Source organism: Pseudomonas sp. SWRI179, assembly GCF_014268705.1.
GTDB classification, from domain to species: domain Bacteria; phylum Pseudomonadota; class Gammaproteobacteria; order Pseudomonadales; family Pseudomonadaceae; genus Aquipseudomonas; species Aquipseudomonas zanjanensis.
Genome location: NZ_JABWRA010000018.1, coordinates 95605 through 114427, shown reverse-complemented (window position 1 = coordinate 114427; position 18823 = coordinate 95605). Strand labels below are relative to the sequence as shown.

Here is an 18823-nt window from a genome sequence, read left to right as displayed (position 1 = left end):
TCACATCGCCAAGGTCATTGCGGCGGTAGGTCCATACGGCCTGGCCGCGCTGACGGGTGTGCAGGAAACCGTTGCGGTATTCGTAGGACGTTGGTGCCTCGTCCGGAGGAATCAACGCCAGCAGCCGTCCGACGTCGTCGTAGCGGTATTCGCGGACCGCCCCCAGCGGGTCCTGTTCGGCGATCAGCCGGCCCTGTTCGTCATAGGCCTTGAGGTGTTCGCCGCCGTCGGGCTCGACCTTGCGCACCAGCCGCGCCCGGTCGTCGTGGACATACACCTCCTGGCTGCCATCCAGGTGCCGGACCGTGACGCTGCCGTCCTCGCCCCAGGTGTAGCGGCTGTCCATCTGCGCGAACGAGGCCCAATGCCGTACGCAACGGGCTGCCGCCCCGACGCCTTGCCACTCCCAATAAAAACTCGCGCCGCCGGCCAGTTGCCGTTGGAGGATGACGTGCTGGTCGTCGTAGTCGTAGCGTTCGCTTTCTCCGGCGGCATTGGTCGCTTCGATCAGTCGGAAACGTCCGTCGTAGCGGTAGGACACCAGCGTCTGCTCGGTCCGCCAGGCCTCGTCGAGGGTGATGGCCGGGTGGAAGCTCTGGTAGTCGACGGCGATCAGGTGGCGCTGTTCGTAGCGCAGGCGCAGGGAACGCCCGGCGCCGTTGTCCAAACGGCAGATGTCACCGTGGATGTTGCGCTGGAGGGTCAGGCGGTTGTCGTAGCGGTCGCTGAGGGCGATCAGGTGGCCGTCGCGAAAGTGCAGGAACGGGGCGTTTTCCCCCGGTTGGGCGACGATCAGTTCGTCCGGCTCGGCCCCCAGGTAGATTGCTGCGCGGGCCAGGCTGTTGTGGATCGCCGGGCGCTGGGTGGTGGGCAATGGAAAAAGCGTGCGACGGTTTTCCTGGTCGACCCAAGTGACCTGTTCGCCGTCGAGTTCCAGGCGATGGGCCAGGGCATGGCTCCAGCCGCGCCCGAGGCCGACGTCCAGGTCGGCGGCGCTGGTGCGGTATAAACGGGTGAAAACGAACGGCAAACGGCCGTCGAGGGTGCCATCGTCGAGGGTCAGTAGTTCTTCGCCGGTGACCATCGACACCGGGCAGCCGCTGGTCTGGGTCTGGGCGGCGGTGTCGGCGCTGTCGCCGTTGGGGTTTTTCGATTGGGCGGGGGCGTCGTCGTGGGGTTCGTGTTGGCTCAGGCGGGTAGAAGGCTGGGATTTTTCCCGCACGATCGGGGCCGGGTTGCTGACCGACAGCGGCGCGAAATCCCCAGTTGAGATCTGCAACGGTCTGACAGGCGCCGGCCCCACTGACGGTCCCTGACCGGCGATTACTACCGGCTTCAGTACGTCGGCATGTTTGTTGGAGCTGTCGCCACCGAGTTGTCCGAGGCGTTGACTCGATGCCTGTAGCCACTTCCGGGCGCGTTCCGAGCGGACATGGCGCAGCACTTTACCGCTCATGCGCAGTCCCACGCCCAGGCCACCGGTCACGCGCGCCAAGAGGAAATTGATCAGAATCGAGGCGCGCATTTCCCCCAGGAGTTCGGCCATGTACTGGGGCGGCAGCATCCGCAGCCAACTGGTGAACGCCGCGGTGTAAACGAAGAGCAAGGGCTCATCGCTCAGGATCATCAGTCCTTTGGCAATCGCCTCGGATGACGCCTTCAGCAGTTGCTCAAGCTCGACTTCGGTGAGGTATTCCAACAATTTTTCACTGTTGGCCTGTAGATCCGCCAACAGATCGAAGACCTGTGTTACGTCGTCCCATAGCTCAAACAGGGCATTTTCAAAGCCACGTAGCTGGGCCTCCTGCAATGCGTTGAAGCGCTTTACAAAACCGCTCTCGGAAGACGCCTTCCACAATGGTTGAAACTCGTTCCACTCCGCTTTCAGCCAACCTTCAAGTTCGACGATCTCGTGCTGGTAGGACGCGTACAGCGCCCGGACATGATCGGTCGTGATATTTGGAAAAAAGCTGATCCGGTAGCGCTGGCCGCGGTCGCATTCGGACACTTCCAAAATGCCGCTGGGACCAATGACATGAGGGATCGGATCGCCAAACGTTTCCTTCCCCAGCTCGCCCGTGATGATCGGCTCCAACACCACTGGCGTGTCGCCGATCGGCACGAAACGCGAGGCCTGGAACATGTGCACCAGTGTCAGTGGGCCTTGTGCCGGACACCTCGCCACCACGGCGCTGACCTGTTTGCCACCGTCTTTCACGGGTGCGAGCGACACCTCCTTGCCGACTTTAAATACTTGCTGAATGTCCAGTGTCCGACCGGCCCAGAATCTTTCCGCCCAACTGTCGTAGTCGCCCAGACAGTGGCGAAAGTCCTGCAATACCTCCTCGACATCGGGTGAGTTCATGGCGGCCAAGACCAGCGAACCAATAGCACCGGTTAATGACGGGATCTTGTCAGGGAAACGCATGCAGGCAGCTCGCGGCGCAGGAGTGGGCGCGAGACTGTGCCGGGGATAACAGGAGAAATAAGTCAGTGAAAGAAGCGGGGCGTGTAGGGCAATTCGCTAATTAGGCCTACGTTGCGAGGATTCCGAAAAATCCTGTGGGATGCGGGCTTGCTCGCGAATGCGGTGGGTCAGCTGCCATTGATGTTGACTGACACTCCGCCATCGCGAGCAAGCTCCCACAGGGGAACTGCGGTGAGGTTGGGAATGTGTGAACAGTTGCTCTCACAGGCTCCCCTTAACTTAAGGGCATAAATCATCGTGGCGAGGGAGCTTGCTCCCGCTCGGCTGCGCAGCAGTCGTAAGCCTGCCGGGTCACCGCGTTGAATGGCCTTGGGGCTGCTTCGCAGCCCAGCGGGAGCAAGCTCCCTCGCCACAGGTTTAGCGTTTTTTGCATTCTCCCAGGGGGTCTTGCGCAGAAAAACGCGCGAATAGATGCCTACCCGCACGCATTCTCAAGAAATACCCGCCTGCAACCCCTCAACCTATCGTAATCTCGCACCTGTATAAGCCCAGCCCCGCCACCGGCCGAGATCTCACCCCGATGCCCTCCATCTACCAACTCAAGCCCGCCTTTCAAAACCTGCTGCGCCCCATGGTCCAACGCCTCTACAACAACGGTGTCACCGCCAACCAGGTCACTCTGCTCGCGGGCATCGTCTCGGTGTTGGTGGGGGCGGTCATTGCCTGGTTCGCCGACCATCCGTGGATTTTCGTCCTGGTGCCGATCTGGATGTTCCTGCGCATGGCGTTGAATGCCGTGGACGGCATGCTGGCGCGGGAGTTTGGTCAACAATCGCATCTGGGCGCCTACCTCAACGAGCTATGCGATATCATCGCCGACGTTGCCTTGATCCTGCCTTTTGCCTTGTTTGCCGATACCAGTCTTCTGCTCGTGTTGTTGGTCACGCTGTTGGCGTTGTTCAGTGAATACGCCGGCGTGCTGGGGGCGATGGTGGGGGCTTCGCGGCGGTATGACGGGCCGATGGGCAAGAGCGATCGCGCTTTTGTGTTTGGCGTGTTGGCGACCGGCATTGCCCTGGGTTGGCTCGGGGCACTCTGGATAAATGGTGTGATGGCGGTGGTTGCCGCCCTGCTGGTTTATACCTTGGTCAATCGGGTCCGTCATGGCCTGGGCCAGGTGACGGAAAACGCTCCCTCAGCATAAGGAAGTTGCAATGCGCGAAGCCCAACACCGGACATTCACCACCCACGATGGCGTGGAACTGTTCTACCAACACTGGCCGGCTATCGATGCCGCAGCGGGCGAACCCCGCCAGGCTGTGTTGTTGTTCCATCGTGGTCATGAACACTCCGGGCGCATTGCGCACCTGGTGGATGAGCTGGATTTGCCCGGGTTCGACTTCTTTGCCTGGGACGCGCGCGGCCACGGCCAGTCGCCGGGCGAACGGGGCGACAGCCCGAGTTTTGCCACCAGTGCGCGGGACGTGCAGACTTTCTGCGATCACATCGGCGCGACGCATCAGATCGACGAAGCGAACATCGCCGTGGTCGCACAAAGCGTCGGCGCGGTGATCGTGTCCACTTGGGTCCACGACTACGCACCGCGCATTCGCTCGCTGGTACTGGCGTCGCCGGCCTTCAAGGTCAAGCTCTACGTGCCGTTCGCCCGGCCGGGCCTGGCGCTGATGCGCAAGTTCCGCGGCAATTTCTTCGTCAATAGCTACGTCAAGGCGAAATTCCTCAGCCATGACCCAGAGCGGGTGGCGTCCTACGACAGCGATCCGTTGATCACCAAGGCCATTTCGGTGAACGTGCTGCTGGGCCTGTACGAAGCCGCCGACCGCGTGGTGGCCGATGCCCAGGCGATCCAGGTGCCGACGCAGCTGTTGATCTCCGGTTCGGACTTTGTGGTGCACCGCAAACCCCAGGAGCAGTTCTTCGAACGCCTGGGCAGCCTGCACAAGGAAAAACACATTCTGCCGGGCTTCTTCCACGACACCCTCGGCGAGAAGAACCGCGCGCCGGCCATTGCCAGCGCCCGCCGCTTCATCCTGCAGAACTTCGCCCGTCCGCTGGAGCGCCCTTCCCTGCTCGACGCCGATCGCCTGGGCGCGACCTGCGCCGAAGCCGAAACCCTGGCCACGCCGCTGCCCCACAACTCGTTGCGTGATTTGTATTGGCGCATGACCCGCGCCAGCATGCGCTTTGGCAGCAAATTGTCCGCCGGGGTGAAGCTGGGCTTCGACACCGGCTTCGACTCCGGCAGCACCCTGGATTACGTCTACCGCAACCGCCCTACCGGCACGTCGGCGCTGGGCAAGATGATCGACCAGAACTACCTGAACTCCATCGGCTGGCGCGGCATTCGCCAGCGCAAGGTGCACGTCGAAGAATTGCTGCGCCTGGCGATGGCCGAGTTGCGCGCCCAGGACCGCGAAGTGCGCATCGTCGACATCGCCGCCGGCCATGGCCGCTACATCCTCGAAGCGCTGCAAGGCGTCAGCCCGTTGCCCGAGTCGATCCTGCTGCGCGACTACAGCGACATCAACGTGCGCGACGGCAGCGCTCTGATCCTGGAAAAAGGCTTGGGCGACATCGCTCAGTTCGTCAAAGGTGATGCCTTCGACCGCCAGGATCTGGCAGCCCTGGAGCCAAAACCAACCCTCGCCGTGGTGTCGGGCCTGTACGAACTGTTCGCCGATAACCAGATGGTCGGCGGTTCCCTCGCCGGCCTGGCCGAAGCCGTGGAGCCTGGTGGCTTCCTGGTCTATACCGGCCAGCCGTGGCACCCGCAACTGGAACTGATCGCCCGCGCCCTCACCAGCCACCGCGCCGGTCAGGCCTGGGTGATGCGTCGACGCACCCAGGCGGAAATGGATCAATTGGTCGAGGCGGCGGGCTTCCGCAAGATCACCCTGCGTGTCGATGAATGGGGCATTTTCAGCGTTTCGCTGGCGCAGCGAGTGCAGTAATGAGCGCCGTCGTCGCTCCGGCCAGGGAACCCGCGCTGCTCAAACCGGCGGTGCTGTGGCTGCTGTTGCTGGCGCCGCTGTTCTTCACCACCTACGGCTTCGCCACCTGGGTCACCGCCCAGCGTGACGACGTCGGCACGCTGGTGTTCGCCTGGGAAAGCCACATGCCGTTCATGGCCTGGACCATCGTGCCGTACTGGTCGATCGATCTGCTGTACGGCTTGTCCTTGCTGTTGCCCAACAGCCGCGACGAACTCAAGCGCCATGCCTTGCGCCTGCTCACGGCCCAGGTGATTGCGGTCAGTTGCTTTTTGATCTGGCCGCTGACGTTTACCTTCCCCCGGCCGGAAATGGATGGGCTGTTCGGCTGGATGTTCGACGTGCTGGCCGGCTTCGACAAGCCGTTCAACCAGGCGCCGTCGCTGCACATCGCGCTGCTGGTGGTGCTCTGGGTCTGTTACCAGCGGCACTTGCAGGGTTTCTGGCGCTGGGTGATGCACGGTTGGTTCGCGTTGATCGGCGTGTCGGTGCTGACGACTTATCAACATCACTTCATTGACCTGCCCACGGGCGCGTTGGCCGGTTGGTTGTGCGTCTGGTTGTGGCCGCTGGATCGACCAAGCCCACTGCTGAGCGCGCGCCTGACGGCCGATCCTGACCGCCGACGCCTGGCCTTGCGTTATGGCCTGGGCGCGGCGGCGCTGTTCATCCCGGCGTTTGCCTTGGGCGGCGCGTGGCTCTGGCTGATCTGGCCGGCGGTCGCGGTGCTCATGGTGGCGCTGAATTACTTGATGTTCGGTGCCGATGGTTTCCAGAAGCGTGCCGATGGTCGCTTGAGTCCGGCGGTGCGTTGGTTGCTGGCGCCGTACCTGGCGGCGGCGTGGATCAATTCCCGCTGCTGGACGCGCAAGCACCCGCAGCCAGACCTGATCGCGGATAACGTCTGGCTGGGGCGAATGCCTACGCCGATGGAATTGAAGGACAGCACGTTTACCGGCGTGCTCGACCTCTGCGCGGAACTGTCCATGGACAGCTCGAATGTCGCCTATCGTTCGTTACCGGTGCTCGACCTCACGGCGCCGACCGCCGAGCAATGCCTGAAAGCGGCAGAAGCCATCGAAAGCCTGCGTCAACATGGGCCGGTGCTGGTCTGCTGCGCCTTGGGTTATTCGCGCAGCGCCACGGCGGTGGTTGCCTGGTTGTTGCACACTGGCCGGGCAGCGAACGTTGACGCAGCGATCGTGCAGATCCAGCGCGCTCGACCGCGCATCGTCTTGCACGCGGCGCACCGTCGGGCACTGGGACAGTTATCCACAACACGGGGGAATGCTCATGATCAGTGATATGGAACTCCACACCGTGGCGAGCCTGTTGCGCCGGGGTCATTCGCTGGACCAGCTTTCCACGGGACTGACGCTGCTGGCGGCGCTGCTGGGGTTGGGGCAATGGCTGGTGGGCGTGATCGATCCGTGGTTGCTGCTGTTGAGTGCTGTGCTGCTGGTTATCGGAGTGGTGGAAAAATACTGGGCACTGCGCGTGGCGTTTGACGCCGATCTGTTCCAGCGCATGGCCGACAGCACCCACTCCCTGGCCGAACGCACCTATGAATTGGATCAAGCCCTCACCGCGTTGGGCCTGCAACCCGCCGAACGGGCCGGGCGCCTGTGGACCGAACGACGGCACGGCGCGTTGTTGCTGCTGCGTCGGCAGTCGCGGTTGCTGGCGGTACAAGTTGTCCTGGTGCTGGGCTTCATCCTGGCCAGTCCCTGGTTAGCTTCAGGTATCTAAAGAGTTTTTGTGGCGAGGGAGCTTGCTCCCGCTGGACTGCGAAGCAGTCCCAAAACCAAGCACTGCGGTGTGTCAGATTGGTTGTATTCAGCCTCTTGGGGGCTGCTGCGCAGCCCAGCGGGAGCAAGCTCCCTCGCCACAGTGATGCTTATGTTTCTCAGGACAAGGAATCCTCATGTTCGAACCCGTGGTCGCCAACCTCATCACCTCCGCCGCTCGCATGGTCACGGGCGCTCGCAGCCTGTGGCTCGGTTGCGCGCCGACGCCGGTGCAGCGGATCTACTTCGCCAACCACAGCAGCCACGGTGACTTCGTGCTGCTCTGGGCCTCGCTGCCGCCGGCGCTGCGCAAGCTCACCCGCCCGGTGGCGGGCTCTGACTATTGGCAAACCAGCCCGGTGCGCCGCTACATCATCAACCGGGTGTTCAACGGCGTGCTGGTGGACCGCGAGCGCAAGGACCCTGCGTACAACCCATTGCAACCGATGCTCGATGCACTGGAAAACGGCGACTCGCTGATCATCTTCCCGGAAGGCACGCGCAATCCGGAGGAAGGCCTGTTGCCCTTCAAGAGCGGGATTTATCACTTGATGAAAAACCACCCCGAGGTCGAGGTGATCCCGGTGTGGATCGCCAACCTCAACCGCGTCATGCCCAAGGGTCGTGTGCTGCCGCTGCCGTTGTTGTGCACCACCAGTTTCGGTGCGCCGCTGTGCATCGAAGAGGGTGAAAGCAAAGAGCAATTCCTTGAACGCAGCCGCGCCGCGCTGCTGGCACTGGCCCCGGAGCACGTCTGACATGGATCGATATACCCTGATGTTGTTTGGCGGGATCGGCGCGATTCTGGTGCTGGCGTCGCTGATTGGTTTCATTCTCAGGCTGCGGACCAAAGGCGCGCCGAACTCGGTCATCGATAACCTCAACGCCCGGATCAACGCCTGGTGGATCATGGTGCTGGTGATCGGCATCGCGTTCTGGCTCGGTAACGCGGCGGTCATCCTGTTGTTCTACGCGGTGTCGTTCTACGCCCTGCGGGAATTCCTGACCCTGACACCGACCCGGCGCAGTGACTACCCGGCCCTGGTGGCGGCGTTCTACCTGGCCCTGCCGCTGCAATACCTGCTGATCTACTACGACTGGTACGGGCTGTTTTCGATCTTTATCCCGGTGTATGTGTTCCTGCTGCTGCCGATCCTGGCATCCCTGGGCGGCGACAGCACGCATTTCCTCGAGCGCGCGTCGAAGGTGCAGTGGGGCTTGATGATCGCGGTGTTCTGCATTTCCTTCGTGCCCGCCCTGCTGACCCTGGACATCGCCGGTTTCGAAGGGCGCAACCTGTTGCTGATCGCCTACCTGGTGATCGTGGTGCAGCTCTCGGATGTGTTGCAGTACGTCTGCGGCAAGCTGTTCGGCAAACACAAGATCGCGCCGAACCTGTCGCCCTCGAAAACCGTGGAAGGTTTTGTCGGCGGCATCTTCCTGGCCTCGCTGATCGGTGGTGCGCTGTGGTGGATCACGCCGTTCAATCCCTGGCAGTCGTTCCTCATCGCCTTGCTGATCAACCTGCTGGGCTTTGCCGGCGGCATTGTCATGTCAGCGATCAAGCGCGACCGCGGCGTCAAGGACTGGGGCCACATGATCGAAGGCCACGGCGGCATGCTCGACCGGCTGGACTCGGTGTGCTTCGCCGCGCCGATCTTCTTCCACCTGGTGCGGTACTGGTGGACTTGAAAGAGCCTGCGGCGAACCCCTGGACCTGTGGGGGTCTGTGGTGAATACCTAACCTGTGGGAGCGGGCTTGCTCGCGAAATCGGTGGGCCAGCTTGCATTTATGTAGACTGTGCAGCCGTCTTCGCGAGCAAGCCCGCTCCCACAGTGTGCCCGGGCGGGTGGTTTAGCGGTGGGTCGACGGCATGGCCGTGGAGTCAACACGGACCGTACGCGCCTGGCGGGTCGCGTGCTCCCACTCCCTGGCATCGTGACTGCAAAAAATCTCGACATGCCCATTCTGGCCCGCCGCCAGTTCCCGCAGGCGATCCTGATTGCGCAGCCGTGCCGGGCGATAGGTGTCCATCATGTACTGATAGAACTTCAGCCCCGGCGGGCAACGCCGCTCGGGCTGATGGACTTCATCGTGGAAGAAATACGCATCGCCGGCATGGAGCATCCAGCCGTCCGGTGTCCTCAGGGCGATCCCGGCGTGGCCGGCGGTGTGGCCTTGGAGCGGGACCAGGAAAATGTCCTCTTCTTCCGCCCCGATCAACGCGCGCACCGAATCAAAACCGAACCACGTGTCACCGTCCGGGGCATAGAACTCCCAATTGTCGACGCCCTGCCACTGGCGCGCCTGGAATCGCCGTCGACTGATCCAGGTGTCGGCGCTGCGCGCCATCGCCATCTCGTCGCGCATCACGTGAACCCGAGCCTGGGGAAAGTCCTGGAGCCCGCCGGCGTGATCGAAATCCAGGTGCGTCAGCAGGATATGCCGCACATCGCCGGTGTCGAAACCCAACCGGCGCACTTGCTCCAACGCGGTGAGGCGATGCTCGAACTTGATGTTGTTGAACACCCGGAAGAATCGGCTAAGCCGTTCGGGCGTCTGGACATCCCGCTGGCCAAAACCGGTGTCCACCAGGACCAGGCCATTGTTGTCGGTTTCGATCAACAGGCAATGACACACCAGGCACGCCGTCAGCCCCCGACTGTAGCCATCGAACAACTTCCCACCCACGGGGCACATGCAACCGCAGTTCAGGTGATGGATACGCATGGGGCCTCCTGTCACGAATGGCGTGCCGCTCTCGGGTTTTTCTTGGGCTCTTTAAAATCGACAGGGAGGGGGCAGGCGCAATTCCGCAAAGGCGACAGGCGGTGGGTATGCCTGGCCAAATCCATAGTGTTCACTTAAGAGAAATGATGACCCAGTGGCGAGGGAGCTTGCTCCCGCTGGGCTGCGTAGCAGCCCCTTCTTGTGAGCGCTTCGCACTCAAGCGGGAGCAAGCTCCCTCGCCACAAGGATTCAGACAAGCCTTAAGTGAACAGCATTACATGCTCACAGGGTTTTCAGTGTGTGCAGGCAATCAATCAAGAATCAAATGCGGCAAAAACCGGCTGGAATCCTTGGTGATCAGGCTGTTGTCTTCCCGCACACCGATGCCGGCGGCCTGGTCGCCGATGACCCACGAGCCGATCAGGGTGTAGCTGTCGTCGAATTTCGGCAGTGGCGCAAATTCCTGGAGGATGAACGGCGCGTCGGTGTAGGGGCCGTCTTCCTTGACGATCAAGCCGTCAGCGGTCTGCAGCTCGATGTTGGCGCCTTCCCGGGAAAAAAACGGCTTGCGCACCCAGCCTTTCGGCACGGCTTTGCTAGTGTCGGTGTCCAGGTGGGCGGCGAGCAGGTTCGGGTGGCCTTTGTTGAATTCCCACAGCAGCGGCAGGATGCCTTTGTTGGAGATGATCGACTTCCAGGCCGGCTCGAAAAACTGCGTATCGCATTGAGCGATCGCTTCACCAAAGGGCTCGTGGAAGATGAATTCCCACGCATGCAACTTGAACAGGTGCGGAATCCAGCGCTCTTCCAGGTCGACGAAACGTCCGTCGCTGTTGAGGCCGATGTCTTCGATATCGATGTGCCGCGATTCAATGCCGACTTTTTCCGCGATCAGGCGCAAGTAATCCGTGGTGCCTTTGTCTTCCACCGAGCCTTTCATCGAGGCGAAATAGAACGGCTCCTTGAGCTGCAATTGGGCGAAGGCCTGGTGCAACTTGGTGTCGATGCTGTTGAACTGGTCGGCATGGGCCGGCAGCATGCCGCGCTCGATGCATTGCTCCAGCCACCCCCACTGGAACGCCGCCGCCTCGTAGAGGCTGGTCGGCGTGTCGTAGTTGAGTTCCAACAACTTGGCCGGGCCCGTGCCGTTGTAGGAGAAATCCATGCGCCCGTACAGGTGCGGATGGCCTTCCAGCCATGACGTGCGCACCAGGTCGAAGAACGGCGCCGGGATGCTCAGGCGTTCCAGCAATTCTTCGCTCTGGACCACCCGGGCCACCAGGTCCATGCACATGTCATGGAGCTCGGTGGTCGGGTCTTCCAGGTCGTCCTCGATCTGCTTGAGGGTGAACTGGTAGTACGCGCTTTCGTCCCAATAGGGTTCGTCGTCGATGGTGTGGAACAGAAAGCCGAGTTGCTCGGCGGTCTGTTTCCAGTCGGGACGTTCTGCGCAATGGATCTTCTTCATGGCCCTCGTTCCTTAGCCGCCGGAGCTGCTCGAACCGCCCCAACCGCTGCGGGCGCTGGACTTGCTGCCGAAGCCACCGCGCGAGGTGGACGACGCGACGGCCATCGCCTTGCTGGTCTTGACGGAGTCGGTGTAGCTGCCATACCGCGCCTGGTTGGACTTGGTAAAGGTCGAGCCGCTGGAAACCCGCTGGCTCAGCGTCGAGGACCCGAAGTTGCCGCGGTCATCGCGGTAGCGGTAGACCGGCTCGGAGTAATAACTGCTGCGGTTGCCGCTCAACATGTTGCCGATCAGCAGGCCGGTCAACAGGTTGCCAAAGCCTGAACCACCGACGTTCGCTTCCGAAGCCGGCAACTGGGCCCGGGCGGCATCGACCTCGGACTGCGTGACTTCGCCATCGGCGTTCAGCTCGAAACCACCCAGCTTGGGCAGGAACTTGCCGGCCGAGTCCTGCTGGCACCAATCGGGCACGAAGTCGGCATCGCAATCGGCCTTGCTATCGTAGACCGGCGCGATGCGACGATGCTCACCCATGGCGGTCATGTAGGCGGTGGAGCAAATGTCCACCGGCAGCTTTTCATCGACACATTCCTGGACGGACTGGAAGTTGTACTTCTTCTGCAACTTGTAGGTTTTTTCCGCAGGCCCGCAACCGGATATCGCCAGGGCGACCGACGCGGCCAGCGAGAGCTGGACGTACTTGCTTCGTTTCATCGGGATCTCCGTGGCGCAATCAGTTCGTGGAAGGCGTCATGCACGCGGCGTTCAACATGCCGACGCTGATGGCCACGGCGGCGATGTAGATACCCGCGGCGATTTCACCGTTCTTGATGCGCGCGGAAGCGCCCTTGAGCACCAGACTGGTGACCAGAAACGCCAGCAACTGGACGACCGCGGCGATCACTGCCCAGACGACGAAGTCCAGCATGCTGATCGAGTAGGCGATCACGTTGCTGGCCGGAATGGCGAAACCGATGACGGCGCCGCCCAGGGCGATGGCTGCAGCCACGTTGCCCGAACGGATCAGTTCGAATTCCTTGTGCGGCGTGACGCGGGTGTAGATGAACTGGAACAGCGCGAACAGCACGGCGGCGCCGAGGATGTACATGACAAAGCCAAGCACGGCGGCTTTGTTCAGGGAAATGGAGAGCGCTTCAAGCATGGACTTCTTCCTTATTCAAAGAGTGTTCAGGTCAGTGGTGTACAGCGAAATACCCAGCGAAGTGCTCAGGCTGACAGTGCCTTCGGCGTCCTCTTCGACGGAAAACAACAGGAACTCCCGGCGATCCGTCAGGCCGGTGTCGCGGGCATACAGCATCGAACGGTGCTCGACGCTGTAGGACTCTTCGGGATTGCTTACGCGCTCGCTCAATCCCACCAGCTCGGTCTGGCCCGCCTCGGTGCCCCATTCGCGGCTGTACTCGACGCCGTCGTGGGTGTAGGTCGGCAGGCCGATCAGGCTTTCCGGGCCGGCCAGGCGACGCAATTCCGCTTCGCTGTTGATCGTGACGTAGCTGAGGTAGTTGAACAGGATCACCGACTCGACCTGCCCGGCGACGTCGCCGCTGGTGTGCACTTGCAGCCAGTAGTCTTCGTCGTTCATGTAGCAGCGCGACAGCCAGTTCGACTGCCCGAGGTCGACGATGCCCAGGCTCCAGATCTGTTGGTTGCCTGGGATGACCACGGCGGTGTTGCCGTCGAGCAGCAATTTGAGCGTGGCATCGAACATGACCTGCTTGCCGGAGGCCAGGCCCAGCGGCCCAACGACAGGCGCGCTATTGCTGGCTGTTGCGCTCGAATTCGGGGCCTCGAGCCCCATCAACTGTTTAAACCACCCCATGGGAAATTTCCTTGAGACGCGCCGAGGCGATATAGAAGAGTTCGCCGCCCACCACACGGGTGGCACCGGGCGGGTTGATCGACGGCTGGCGGGCACCCTGGGCGCGGTAACCGATCAGCGTAGCGTTGTGCTGCTCTTTCATCCGGATATAAAGGTCGCCAAACGTCGCTTCAAACGCTTCGGGCAGCTTCATCAGGTATTGCGTGGCGCCTTCGCCGACGCAGAGCAATTCATTGATGACCACCGATGAGCCCGGGTCCTGGGAGGCACGCACCAGCATCTCGATGGCCATGCTGGAGGTGCATTCCAGGCTCGGCGCGTAGGCGCTGGCGAGGGCGGCCACTTCGCTGTCATTGAAATGGGCGACCACATGCCCGACAGGCCCCAGTCGGTTGACCGCCAGCACGGTGGCCAGGGTCAGGTCGTCGGAAGGGGTGCGCACCAGCACGCGTTCGGCACCTGGCACGCCGGCACGCTGCAACAGCGCGACGGAGGACAGGCTGTCGCCCTTGATGTAGGTGGCCTTGCCGGGCATGGGGTTTTCTTCGAGATCGCAATCGCAGATGACGATCAGGTTGTCATTGGACGTTTCGTCCTGCAGCAGCAGTTCGATGACCCGCTCGCTGGTGGCGCCCTCCCAACCGATGAGCACCGTGTGGCCGACCTTGCCGGTGAAATCGCCTTTGCCCTTCATGCCTTTTCTCCATACATCGATGACGCTGCTGGTGGTTTTGCCGATGACCGTCGTCAACAGGGCAATGCCCCCGAGCATGATCCAGGTCGCCACGAAAATCCGTCCGGCGGAGGTCTGTGGCAACAGATCGCCATAGCCGACGGTGAGCGTGGTGGTGAGATAGAAGTAGATAAACGTGGCGGCGGCGATGAGGTGTTGCTCGCCCAACAGCACCAGGCCGATCCAGGCCGTGGACAGGTGCACGCCCAGCGCAATGGCCAGCCCCGCCCAACCGAAGCGATGGAAGAAGGACGACGCGTACGTGCGCAACAAAAGGAAAATCGACATTGCGTCCCTGACTCCGTGGGGCTTGGTTCCTGGCGGGATCATCGCTCTGGCGCTTGGGGGCACGAGCGTAGTGGCCGGACAGCATTAAACCTGTTGCGCGGCTTGGATAGAAGTACCTGCGTAACAATAAATCCGTGGCGTGCCGGAGACTATTGTGGCGAGGGAGCTTGCTCCCGCTGGACTGCGTAGCAGGCCCGGTTTTTGGGGCCGCTTCGCGGCCCAGCGGGAGCAAGCTCCCTCGCCACAGTTTTTGTGCTTGGCATGCCTTGATTGATATGCCCGAACCGATTACTCAGCCGATTTTTTCTTCAGGCGTTCCAGGATCGCATTGGCGCTGCCTTCGTTTGGCGTGATGCCGGCATCGCGCAGCTTGCGCTCCAGGTCGGAGCCGGTGGAAGCCTCGGCCAGTTCGTCTTGGGCTTGCAGTTCAGCGGCACGTTGTTGTTGCTTGGCTTGCAGGCGGTTGAGCGTACCGACGGCAGTTTCCAGCTTGCCATTGGCGCCGCCACTGGCGATCGAGGCGCTGACCTGGGCCTTCTGCACGCTTTCACGGGCCTTGGCCATGTCCACTTGCTGGCGCAGGCTCTTGATGCGGGCTTCGGCCTTGGTGATGTCCTTGCGCATGTTGTCCGCGTAACCGCCAAATTCGGTCGCGTGCTTTTGCTCGGCGTCCAGTTCGTTGGTCAGGGTCGAAATGGCTTCGGCCACTTCCAGCGCCAGGTCTTCGCGGTTGGCCTGGATCGCGGCCAGGGCCTTGGCTTCCAGGTCCTTGATCTTGGCGTTGTATTCGCCGACGCGATCGGTCGCCAGTTTGTGCTTGGCCATGATGGTGACCAGCTCACGCTTGGCATTGGCCAGCGCGCTGTCGGCATCGCGGATTTCCTGGTCGAGGATGCGCAGGGCCTGTTGGTCGACGATCGATTCGCCGACTTCGTTGGCACCGCCACGCAGTGCGGTGAACAACTTGCTCCAGATGGACTGAGTCATTGGATGGTTCCTATTCGGCGAATTAGATGAAGAAGCGTTCGAAGGCTTCGCTGGCGCGCTGGACATTGTCGACGAGGGTTTTGACCTCGGTGACGACGTTGGTCAGGCTGGAGTCGGCGCTCAACGCACCGAACATGTTGTAGACCACCTGTCCGTTGGGCATGGTCTCGATGCCGATGGACGACAGCGGGAACATTTCCCGGCTGCGCAACACCGCGTCGTTGAAGGCCGCCACATCGCTGATCGACTCGACGTCCACCAGCACGGTATCGACGATGATCTGGTCGCCGACCACGGCGATGTAGATGGGCAAGCCACCGAAGTCATTCATTTCCAGCTTGATGCTGGACTCGGAGCCTTGGACGAGGGAGAGGGTGATGTCGTTCGCGACCACTTCGTCCAGGGCCTGAAGGGCGCTGTAGAGGCGATCGATGTTCCAGTTATTACCTGCGCTCATGTAATCCTCCGACATGAATGAGCCAGCCAGAATCGGTTGGCGTAGCTGTTTCTCCATTTGCTTGAGCAGGCTTCTGTTTTCGGGAAGCACCCAAGCCTCGTGTTTCACATAACCGGCGGCACTCAAGCCCGCGCGCATCTGCTTCATGTAGAAGCTCGACGGTTTTTTCGCCGAGGGTTTGGCGCGCTCTCCCGTGCGGCTCGCTGGATCGGTCACAGACCCGTCAGGCGGATCTGATGGAGAGCTGGTTGGCATGGTACTGACCCCACTGTGAAAAACTCACGCGTGAGAAACACTACAGGCACTTTCCAAACCCCACAATAGCTCACGCGTGAGATTTTTTATTGCAGCCCATCCAACCCTGTGGGAGCGAGCCTGCTCGCGATAGCGGTACATCAGCTTGCATTGATGTGGATGCAAGACCGTCATCGCGAGCAAGCTCAGCTCCCACAGGGGGGTTCGAGCGCTCACAGATCAGACGTTCGCCACAGTTCCTCTGTGGGAGCGGGCTTGCTCGCGAAATCGGCGGGTCAGCTTGCATTGATGCTGAATGTGCCGCCGTCTTCGCGAGCAAGCCCGCTCCCACATTAGGAGATCTCCACAGGCTGCTACCTCAGCTTTGGCTGCTGATAGGCGGCTTACGGGTAGCTAAAGCTTTTGACCAACGTCAGCTCCCCCACCGCCCGCATCGGCACGACGAAGGTTTCCATTTTCTCGTTCGGCGTGCCCTCTTCGGTGATCACGGTGACCTGCGCGGTGGTCAAGGCCTGTTGCGCCTGCGCCACGGACTCGCCCTCTTCGCCGTCCTCCTCACTGCGATAACCGCCGCCGTAGTAATTCACATACACCAAGTACTGGCCCTTGATCGGCGCGGGCATGGCGAAGATTTCCGGGCCGTAGCCGGTGGTGACGTCGACGTCGAGGGCCGCGCCGTTGGCGACGGCGCGGTCGCCGTACCAGATGTGCGCGCCATCGGGGGTGACCAGGTGCAGGTCCAGGTCGGTGCCGTCGCTGTCCCACGTCAGCAACACCCGCAGCTTGGCCGGGGTGGCGCCGCCGCTGGTGTTGAGAAACTGCGTGCGGTGGCGCTGCTGGCCATCGGCGCTGCGCACTTCAACGCTGTTGCTGCCGTTGGGGAACGAGAACGGCCGGTCGAAGCGACCTTCTTCATCCAGTTTCAGCGGCAGGCTGACGCCGTTGACGATCAACTGGCCCGGCGCGTTGCTGTCTTTGGGCGCACCCTTGATCTGCCCAGTAATGCGCGCGGTGTCGGCCTGGCCCGGGGGCGTGTTGACCGACGAGGCCGGGTAATTGACGGTTTGGCTGAAGCTTTCGCCTTCACCCCCCGGCGCACCGCTGCGCCAGCCACCAATGGGGGTGTCGAGCTTTATAGAGTCGGCGGCCATGGCCGGTGATAACGCGGTCAGGGCGCAGAGCAACAGCAAGACCTGTGGATAACGGAGTGTCATGGTCTATTCCAGCAAGAGGTGACGGGCGAGCCCTTCGATATAGGTTTCGTCCTGGCCGTTGGGGTGAGCTTCGAAGGCCAGGTGCAAATATTCATGTGTCAGGTCGAGACGGTCTTGCAGCGACAGCACGCCGCGCACGTAGATGCGCTGGCGTTCGCGGTCGACATACGGCCGGCCGAAGGCGACACGGCAGACGGCGAAAGCGCTGATTTCGTTGTAGCCGACTTCGCTTTCCAGTCGCTCGCGCCAGCCCCGGCGCTGCTTCAGCAGCCAGTCCTGGGCGGCGGGCAGCGCCTCGCAGGACGCCACCGGGTTGTCCCAGCGGCTGAGGCTGGCGCGCGGGTAGGCGTGCAGCAGGATGGCGTCGTAGCGTTGGCCAGCGTTGGCCTGCTCCACGGCTTGCGCCCAGGACAGCTTGTCCGGGCCCGGCTGGTCGGAGTGGTAGGTGACATCGGTGCCGGCCAAGACCAGATCGCTGGTCCAAGCGGCAATAGCCCGGGTTCCAGGCGCCGCCGGGCGTGGCGCGACACGCTGGCGATGGCTGCTGTCGTCGATGCTCAGGCAATCACCGTTGCGTTGGGCGTTTTGCAGCAGATACGTGCGAATCGCCACCGCCAGGGCCTTGGCGGCTTCGGCGGGCTCTGCCTTGGCTTCGCGCTGCAAGACCCGGGCGACGTACTCCTCGCGGTCCAGGCGCGCCACCAGCTTGCCGGGCAGCAGGAACAGCTCGCCATCGCTGTGGATGTCCAATTGGTTGCCGTTGGTGAATTCGACGCGGTAGTCACCGCGCAGCTGACCCGGTGTGGCCGGCCGCTCGCCGGCCATCACCCGTTGCAACGGATAACGGGCAAACAGATCGACTTCCACGCAGCGCCCGGTGTCCGCCGGCCAGCGGGACGGCAACGCCGCCGCCAGACCTTCGCCGTAGACCTTGAGGACCTGCTGGCTGGTGCCACGGCCACCGGCCCACACCGGCGTACCGTCAGACAGCCAACCGGCAAAACCGCCCTGCCGCGAGGAAGGCCCCTGGTCACCCAACCAGCTCCAGGTCTTGACCCGCAGGCGGCTGCCCAACTCACCGACCAGCCGCCCGTCCGCCGCCCCGAGGACCACGTCCAACAGCACCCGGCGGGCCTGGTCCTGGGCCGGCAGCATGGCCAGGGCCTTGAGCAATCCCGCGACCGGTACTTGCGTCTGGGGTTGCAGCGTTGGCAGGTCCAACAACCAGGCCGGGGCCTGGCGCGCCTGCCAGTAATCGCGCCAATTCGAGGCCGATAGCCCGAGCCGCTGCGGCTCGAAATACAAGCCACAGGACTTCACCAGCGCCTGGTCACGACCGATGCTCTGCCCGGGATTGCAGCAATAGACTTCTTCCTTCGACTCGCCGCGGCACTCATAGACCGGTTCGCGAGCGTTGGTGTCCACCAGCCAGGCGTAGACAAACAGCTTCCACAGGCTGCCCAACGGTGCCTGCAACGTGTCGGGCAATGGCTGGCGATCCAGCACCTGGGTTTGATTCACCCGCAGCAATTGACCGTCGAAGGCCAGGCGCAACGGCTCGTCCTGCGCTGTCGCCAGCGCAGGAATCAAGCACAACCACCACCAACCCCAAGGCCTGCGCATG

General features: G+C 62.3%; 17 protein-coding genes. 6 read left to right on the top strand and 11 right to left on the bottom strand.

The window, feature by feature from the left end:
- On the bottom strand, positions 1 to 2428 hold a 2428-nt coding region (locus HU767_RS12810; RefSeq protein WP_238349461.1), incomplete at its 3' end, for a DUF6531 domain-containing protein.
- A gap of 580 nt (positions 2429 to 3008) precedes the next feature.
- Between HU767_RS12810 and HU767_RS12805 the strand changes: the two genes are divergently transcribed.
- From HU767_RS12805 to HU767_RS12780, 6 genes are all read left to right on the top strand, one after another.
- Entirely contained in the window at positions 3009 to 3632 is a 624-nt protein-coding gene (locus tag HU767_RS12805; protein WP_186710517.1) for a CDP-alcohol phosphatidyltransferase family protein, read from the top strand.
- A gap of 10 nt (positions 3633 to 3642) precedes the next feature.
- Positions 3643 to 5400 carry a bifunctional alpha/beta hydrolase/class I SAM-dependent methyltransferase gene (locus tag HU767_RS12800; RefSeq protein ID WP_186729659.1) on the top strand — a complete coding sequence of 586 codons (1758 nt, stop codon included), beginning with the start codon at positions 3643 to 3645 and terminating at the stop codon, positions 5398 to 5400.
- The gene (locus HU767_RS12795; protein WP_186729658.1) at positions 5400 to 6743 is read left to right on the top strand and encodes a phosphatase PAP2/dual specificity phosphatase family protein; all 1344 of its coding nucleotides are present in this window, start codon (positions 5400 to 5402) and stop codon (positions 6741 to 6743) included. The genes HU767_RS12800 and HU767_RS12795 overlap by 1 nt, the downstream gene beginning before the upstream one ends.
- Positions 6733 to 7188: a hypothetical protein gene (locus tag HU767_RS12790; RefSeq protein WP_186729657.1), complete on the top strand. Its 456-nt coding sequence runs from the start codon at positions 6733 to 6735 to the stop codon at positions 7186 to 7188. Before HU767_RS12795 ends, HU767_RS12790 begins: the two co-directional genes overlap by 11 nt.
- 175 nt (positions 7189 to 7363) lie before the next feature.
- The gene (locus tag HU767_RS12785; protein WP_186710525.1) at positions 7364 to 7984 is read left to right on the top strand and encodes a lysophospholipid acyltransferase family protein; all 621 of its coding nucleotides are present in this window, start codon (positions 7364 to 7366) and stop codon (positions 7982 to 7984) included.
- A 1-nt stretch (position 7985) separates the two neighbouring features.
- Positions 7986 to 8918 carry a phosphatidate cytidylyltransferase gene (locus HU767_RS12780; RefSeq protein ID WP_003205974.1) on the top strand — a complete coding sequence of 311 codons (933 nt, stop codon included), beginning with the start codon at positions 7986 to 7988 and terminating at the stop codon, positions 8916 to 8918.
- Positions 8919 to 9081: 163 nt separating this feature from the next.
- Here the strand turns inward: HU767_RS12780 and HU767_RS12775 are convergent, their stop codons facing one another.
- The 10 genes from HU767_RS12775 to HU767_RS12730 form a co-directional block, all read right to left on the bottom strand.
- Positions 9082 to 9957, bottom strand: coding sequence for an MBL fold metallo-hydrolase (locus tag HU767_RS12775; protein WP_186729656.1), 876 nt, complete (start codon positions 9955 to 9957; stop codon positions 9082 to 9084).
- Positions 9958 to 10267: 310 nt separating this feature from the next.
- Complete coding sequence (locus tag HU767_RS12770; RefSeq protein WP_186729655.1) at positions 10268 to 11425, bottom strand: glutathionylspermidine synthase family protein; 1158 nt, start codon at positions 11423 to 11425, stop codon at positions 10268 to 10270.
- Positions 11426 to 11437: 12 nt separating this feature from the next.
- A complete protein-coding gene (locus HU767_RS12765) occupies positions 11438 to 12139 on the bottom strand; it encodes a DUF1190 domain-containing protein (protein WP_186729654.1) in 702 nt (233 codons plus the stop codon).
- 19 nt (positions 12140 to 12158) lie between these two features.
- The gene (locus HU767_RS12760) at positions 12159 to 12587 is read right to left on the bottom strand and encodes a DUF350 domain-containing protein (protein ID WP_014340424.1); all 429 of its coding nucleotides are present in this window, start codon (positions 12585 to 12587) and stop codon (positions 12159 to 12161) included.
- A 15-nt stretch (positions 12588 to 12602) separates the two neighbouring features.
- Positions 12603 to 13265 (bottom strand): DUF2491 family protein, encoded by a 663-nt coding sequence (locus HU767_RS12755; protein WP_186710529.1) that lies wholly within the window; start codon positions 13263 to 13265, stop codon positions 12603 to 12605.
- Entirely contained in the window at positions 13252 to 14286 is a 1035-nt protein-coding gene (locus HU767_RS12750) for an ion channel (RefSeq protein WP_186710530.1), read from the bottom strand. The genes HU767_RS12755 and HU767_RS12750 overlap by 14 nt, the downstream gene beginning before the upstream one ends.
- A 288-nt stretch (positions 14287 to 14574) precedes the next feature.
- Entirely contained in the window at positions 14575 to 15273 is a 699-nt protein-coding gene (locus HU767_RS12745; protein ID WP_186710531.1) for a PspA/IM30 family protein, read from the bottom strand.
- A gap of 22 nt (positions 15274 to 15295) precedes the next feature.
- Positions 15296 to 15877 carry a YjfI family protein gene (locus HU767_RS12740; RefSeq protein WP_186710533.1) on the bottom strand — a complete coding sequence of 194 codons (582 nt, stop codon included), beginning with the start codon at positions 15875 to 15877 and terminating at the stop codon, positions 15296 to 15298.
- A 491-nt stretch (positions 15878 to 16368) separates the two neighbouring features.
- A complete protein-coding gene (locus HU767_RS12735; RefSeq protein ID WP_186710535.1) occupies positions 16369 to 17199 on the bottom strand; it encodes a DUF2135 domain-containing protein in 831 nt (276 codons plus the stop codon).
- Positions 17200 to 17202: 3 nt separating this feature from the next.
- On the bottom strand, positions 17203 to 18822 hold the full coding sequence (locus HU767_RS12730) for a DUF2300 domain-containing protein (RefSeq protein ID WP_186729653.1): 1620 nt from the start codon (positions 18820 to 18822) through the stop codon (positions 17203 to 17205).
- Position 18823 lies beyond the last annotated feature (1 nt).

What these genes read in the sequence shown, in the direction of transcription:
- HU767_RS12755 (WP_186710529.1), bottom strand. Translation starts at nt 13,265, where the DNA reads ATGGGGTGGTTTAAACAGTTGATGGGGCTCGAGGCCCCGAATTCGAGC.
- HU767_RS12780 (WP_003205974.1), top strand. Translation starts at nt 7,986, where the DNA reads ATGGATCGATATACCCTGATGTTGTTTGGCGGGATCGGCGCGATTCTG.
- HU767_RS12775 (WP_186729656.1), bottom strand. Translation starts at nt 9,957, where the DNA reads ATGCGTATCCATCACCTGAACTGCGGTTGCATGTGCCCCGTGGGTGGG.
- HU767_RS12730 (WP_186729653.1), bottom strand. Translation starts at nt 18,822, where the DNA reads ATGCGCAGGCCTTGGGGTTGGTGGTGGTTGTGCTTGATTCCTGCGCTG.
- HU767_RS12795 (WP_186729658.1), top strand. Translation starts at nt 5,400, where the DNA reads ATGAGCGCCGTCGTCGCTCCGGCCAGGGAACCCGCGCTGCTCAAACCG.
- HU767_RS12770 (WP_186729655.1), bottom strand. Translation starts at nt 11,425, where the DNA reads ATGAAGAAGATCCATTGCGCAGAACGTCCCGACTGGAAACAGACCGCC.
- HU767_RS12800 (WP_186729659.1), top strand. Translation starts at nt 3,643, where the DNA reads ATGCGCGAAGCCCAACACCGGACATTCACCACCCACGATGGCGTGGAA.
- HU767_RS12735 (WP_186710535.1), bottom strand. Translation starts at nt 17,199, where the DNA reads ATGACACTCCGTTATCCACAGGTCTTGCTGTTGCTCTGCGCCCTGACC.
- HU767_RS12745 (WP_186710531.1), bottom strand. Translation starts at nt 15,273, where the DNA reads ATGACTCAGTCCATCTGGAGCAAGTTGTTCACCGCACTGCGTGGCGGT.
- HU767_RS12760 (WP_014340424.1), bottom strand. Translation starts at nt 12,587, where the DNA reads ATGCTTGAAGCGCTCTCCATTTCCCTGAACAAAGCCGCCGTGCTTGGC.
- HU767_RS12785 (WP_186710525.1), top strand. Translation starts at nt 7,364, where the DNA reads ATGTTCGAACCCGTGGTCGCCAACCTCATCACCTCCGCCGCTCGCATG.
- HU767_RS12790 (WP_186729657.1), top strand. Translation starts at nt 6,733, where the DNA reads ATGATCAGTGATATGGAACTCCACACCGTGGCGAGCCTGTTGCGCCGG.
- HU767_RS12740 (WP_186710533.1), bottom strand. Translation starts at nt 15,877, where the DNA reads ATGAAGCAGATGCGCGCGGGCTTGAGTGCCGCCGGTTATGTGAAACAC.
- HU767_RS12750 (WP_186710530.1), bottom strand. Translation starts at nt 14,286, where the DNA reads ATGTCGATTTTCCTTTTGTTGCGCACGTACGCGTCGTCCTTCTTCCAT.
- HU767_RS12805 (WP_186710517.1), top strand. Translation starts at nt 3,009, where the DNA reads ATGCCCTCCATCTACCAACTCAAGCCCGCCTTTCAAAACCTGCTGCGC.
- HU767_RS12765 (WP_186729654.1), bottom strand. Translation starts at nt 12,139, where the DNA reads ATGAAACGAAGCAAGTACGTCCAGCTCTCGCTGGCCGCGTCGGTCGCC.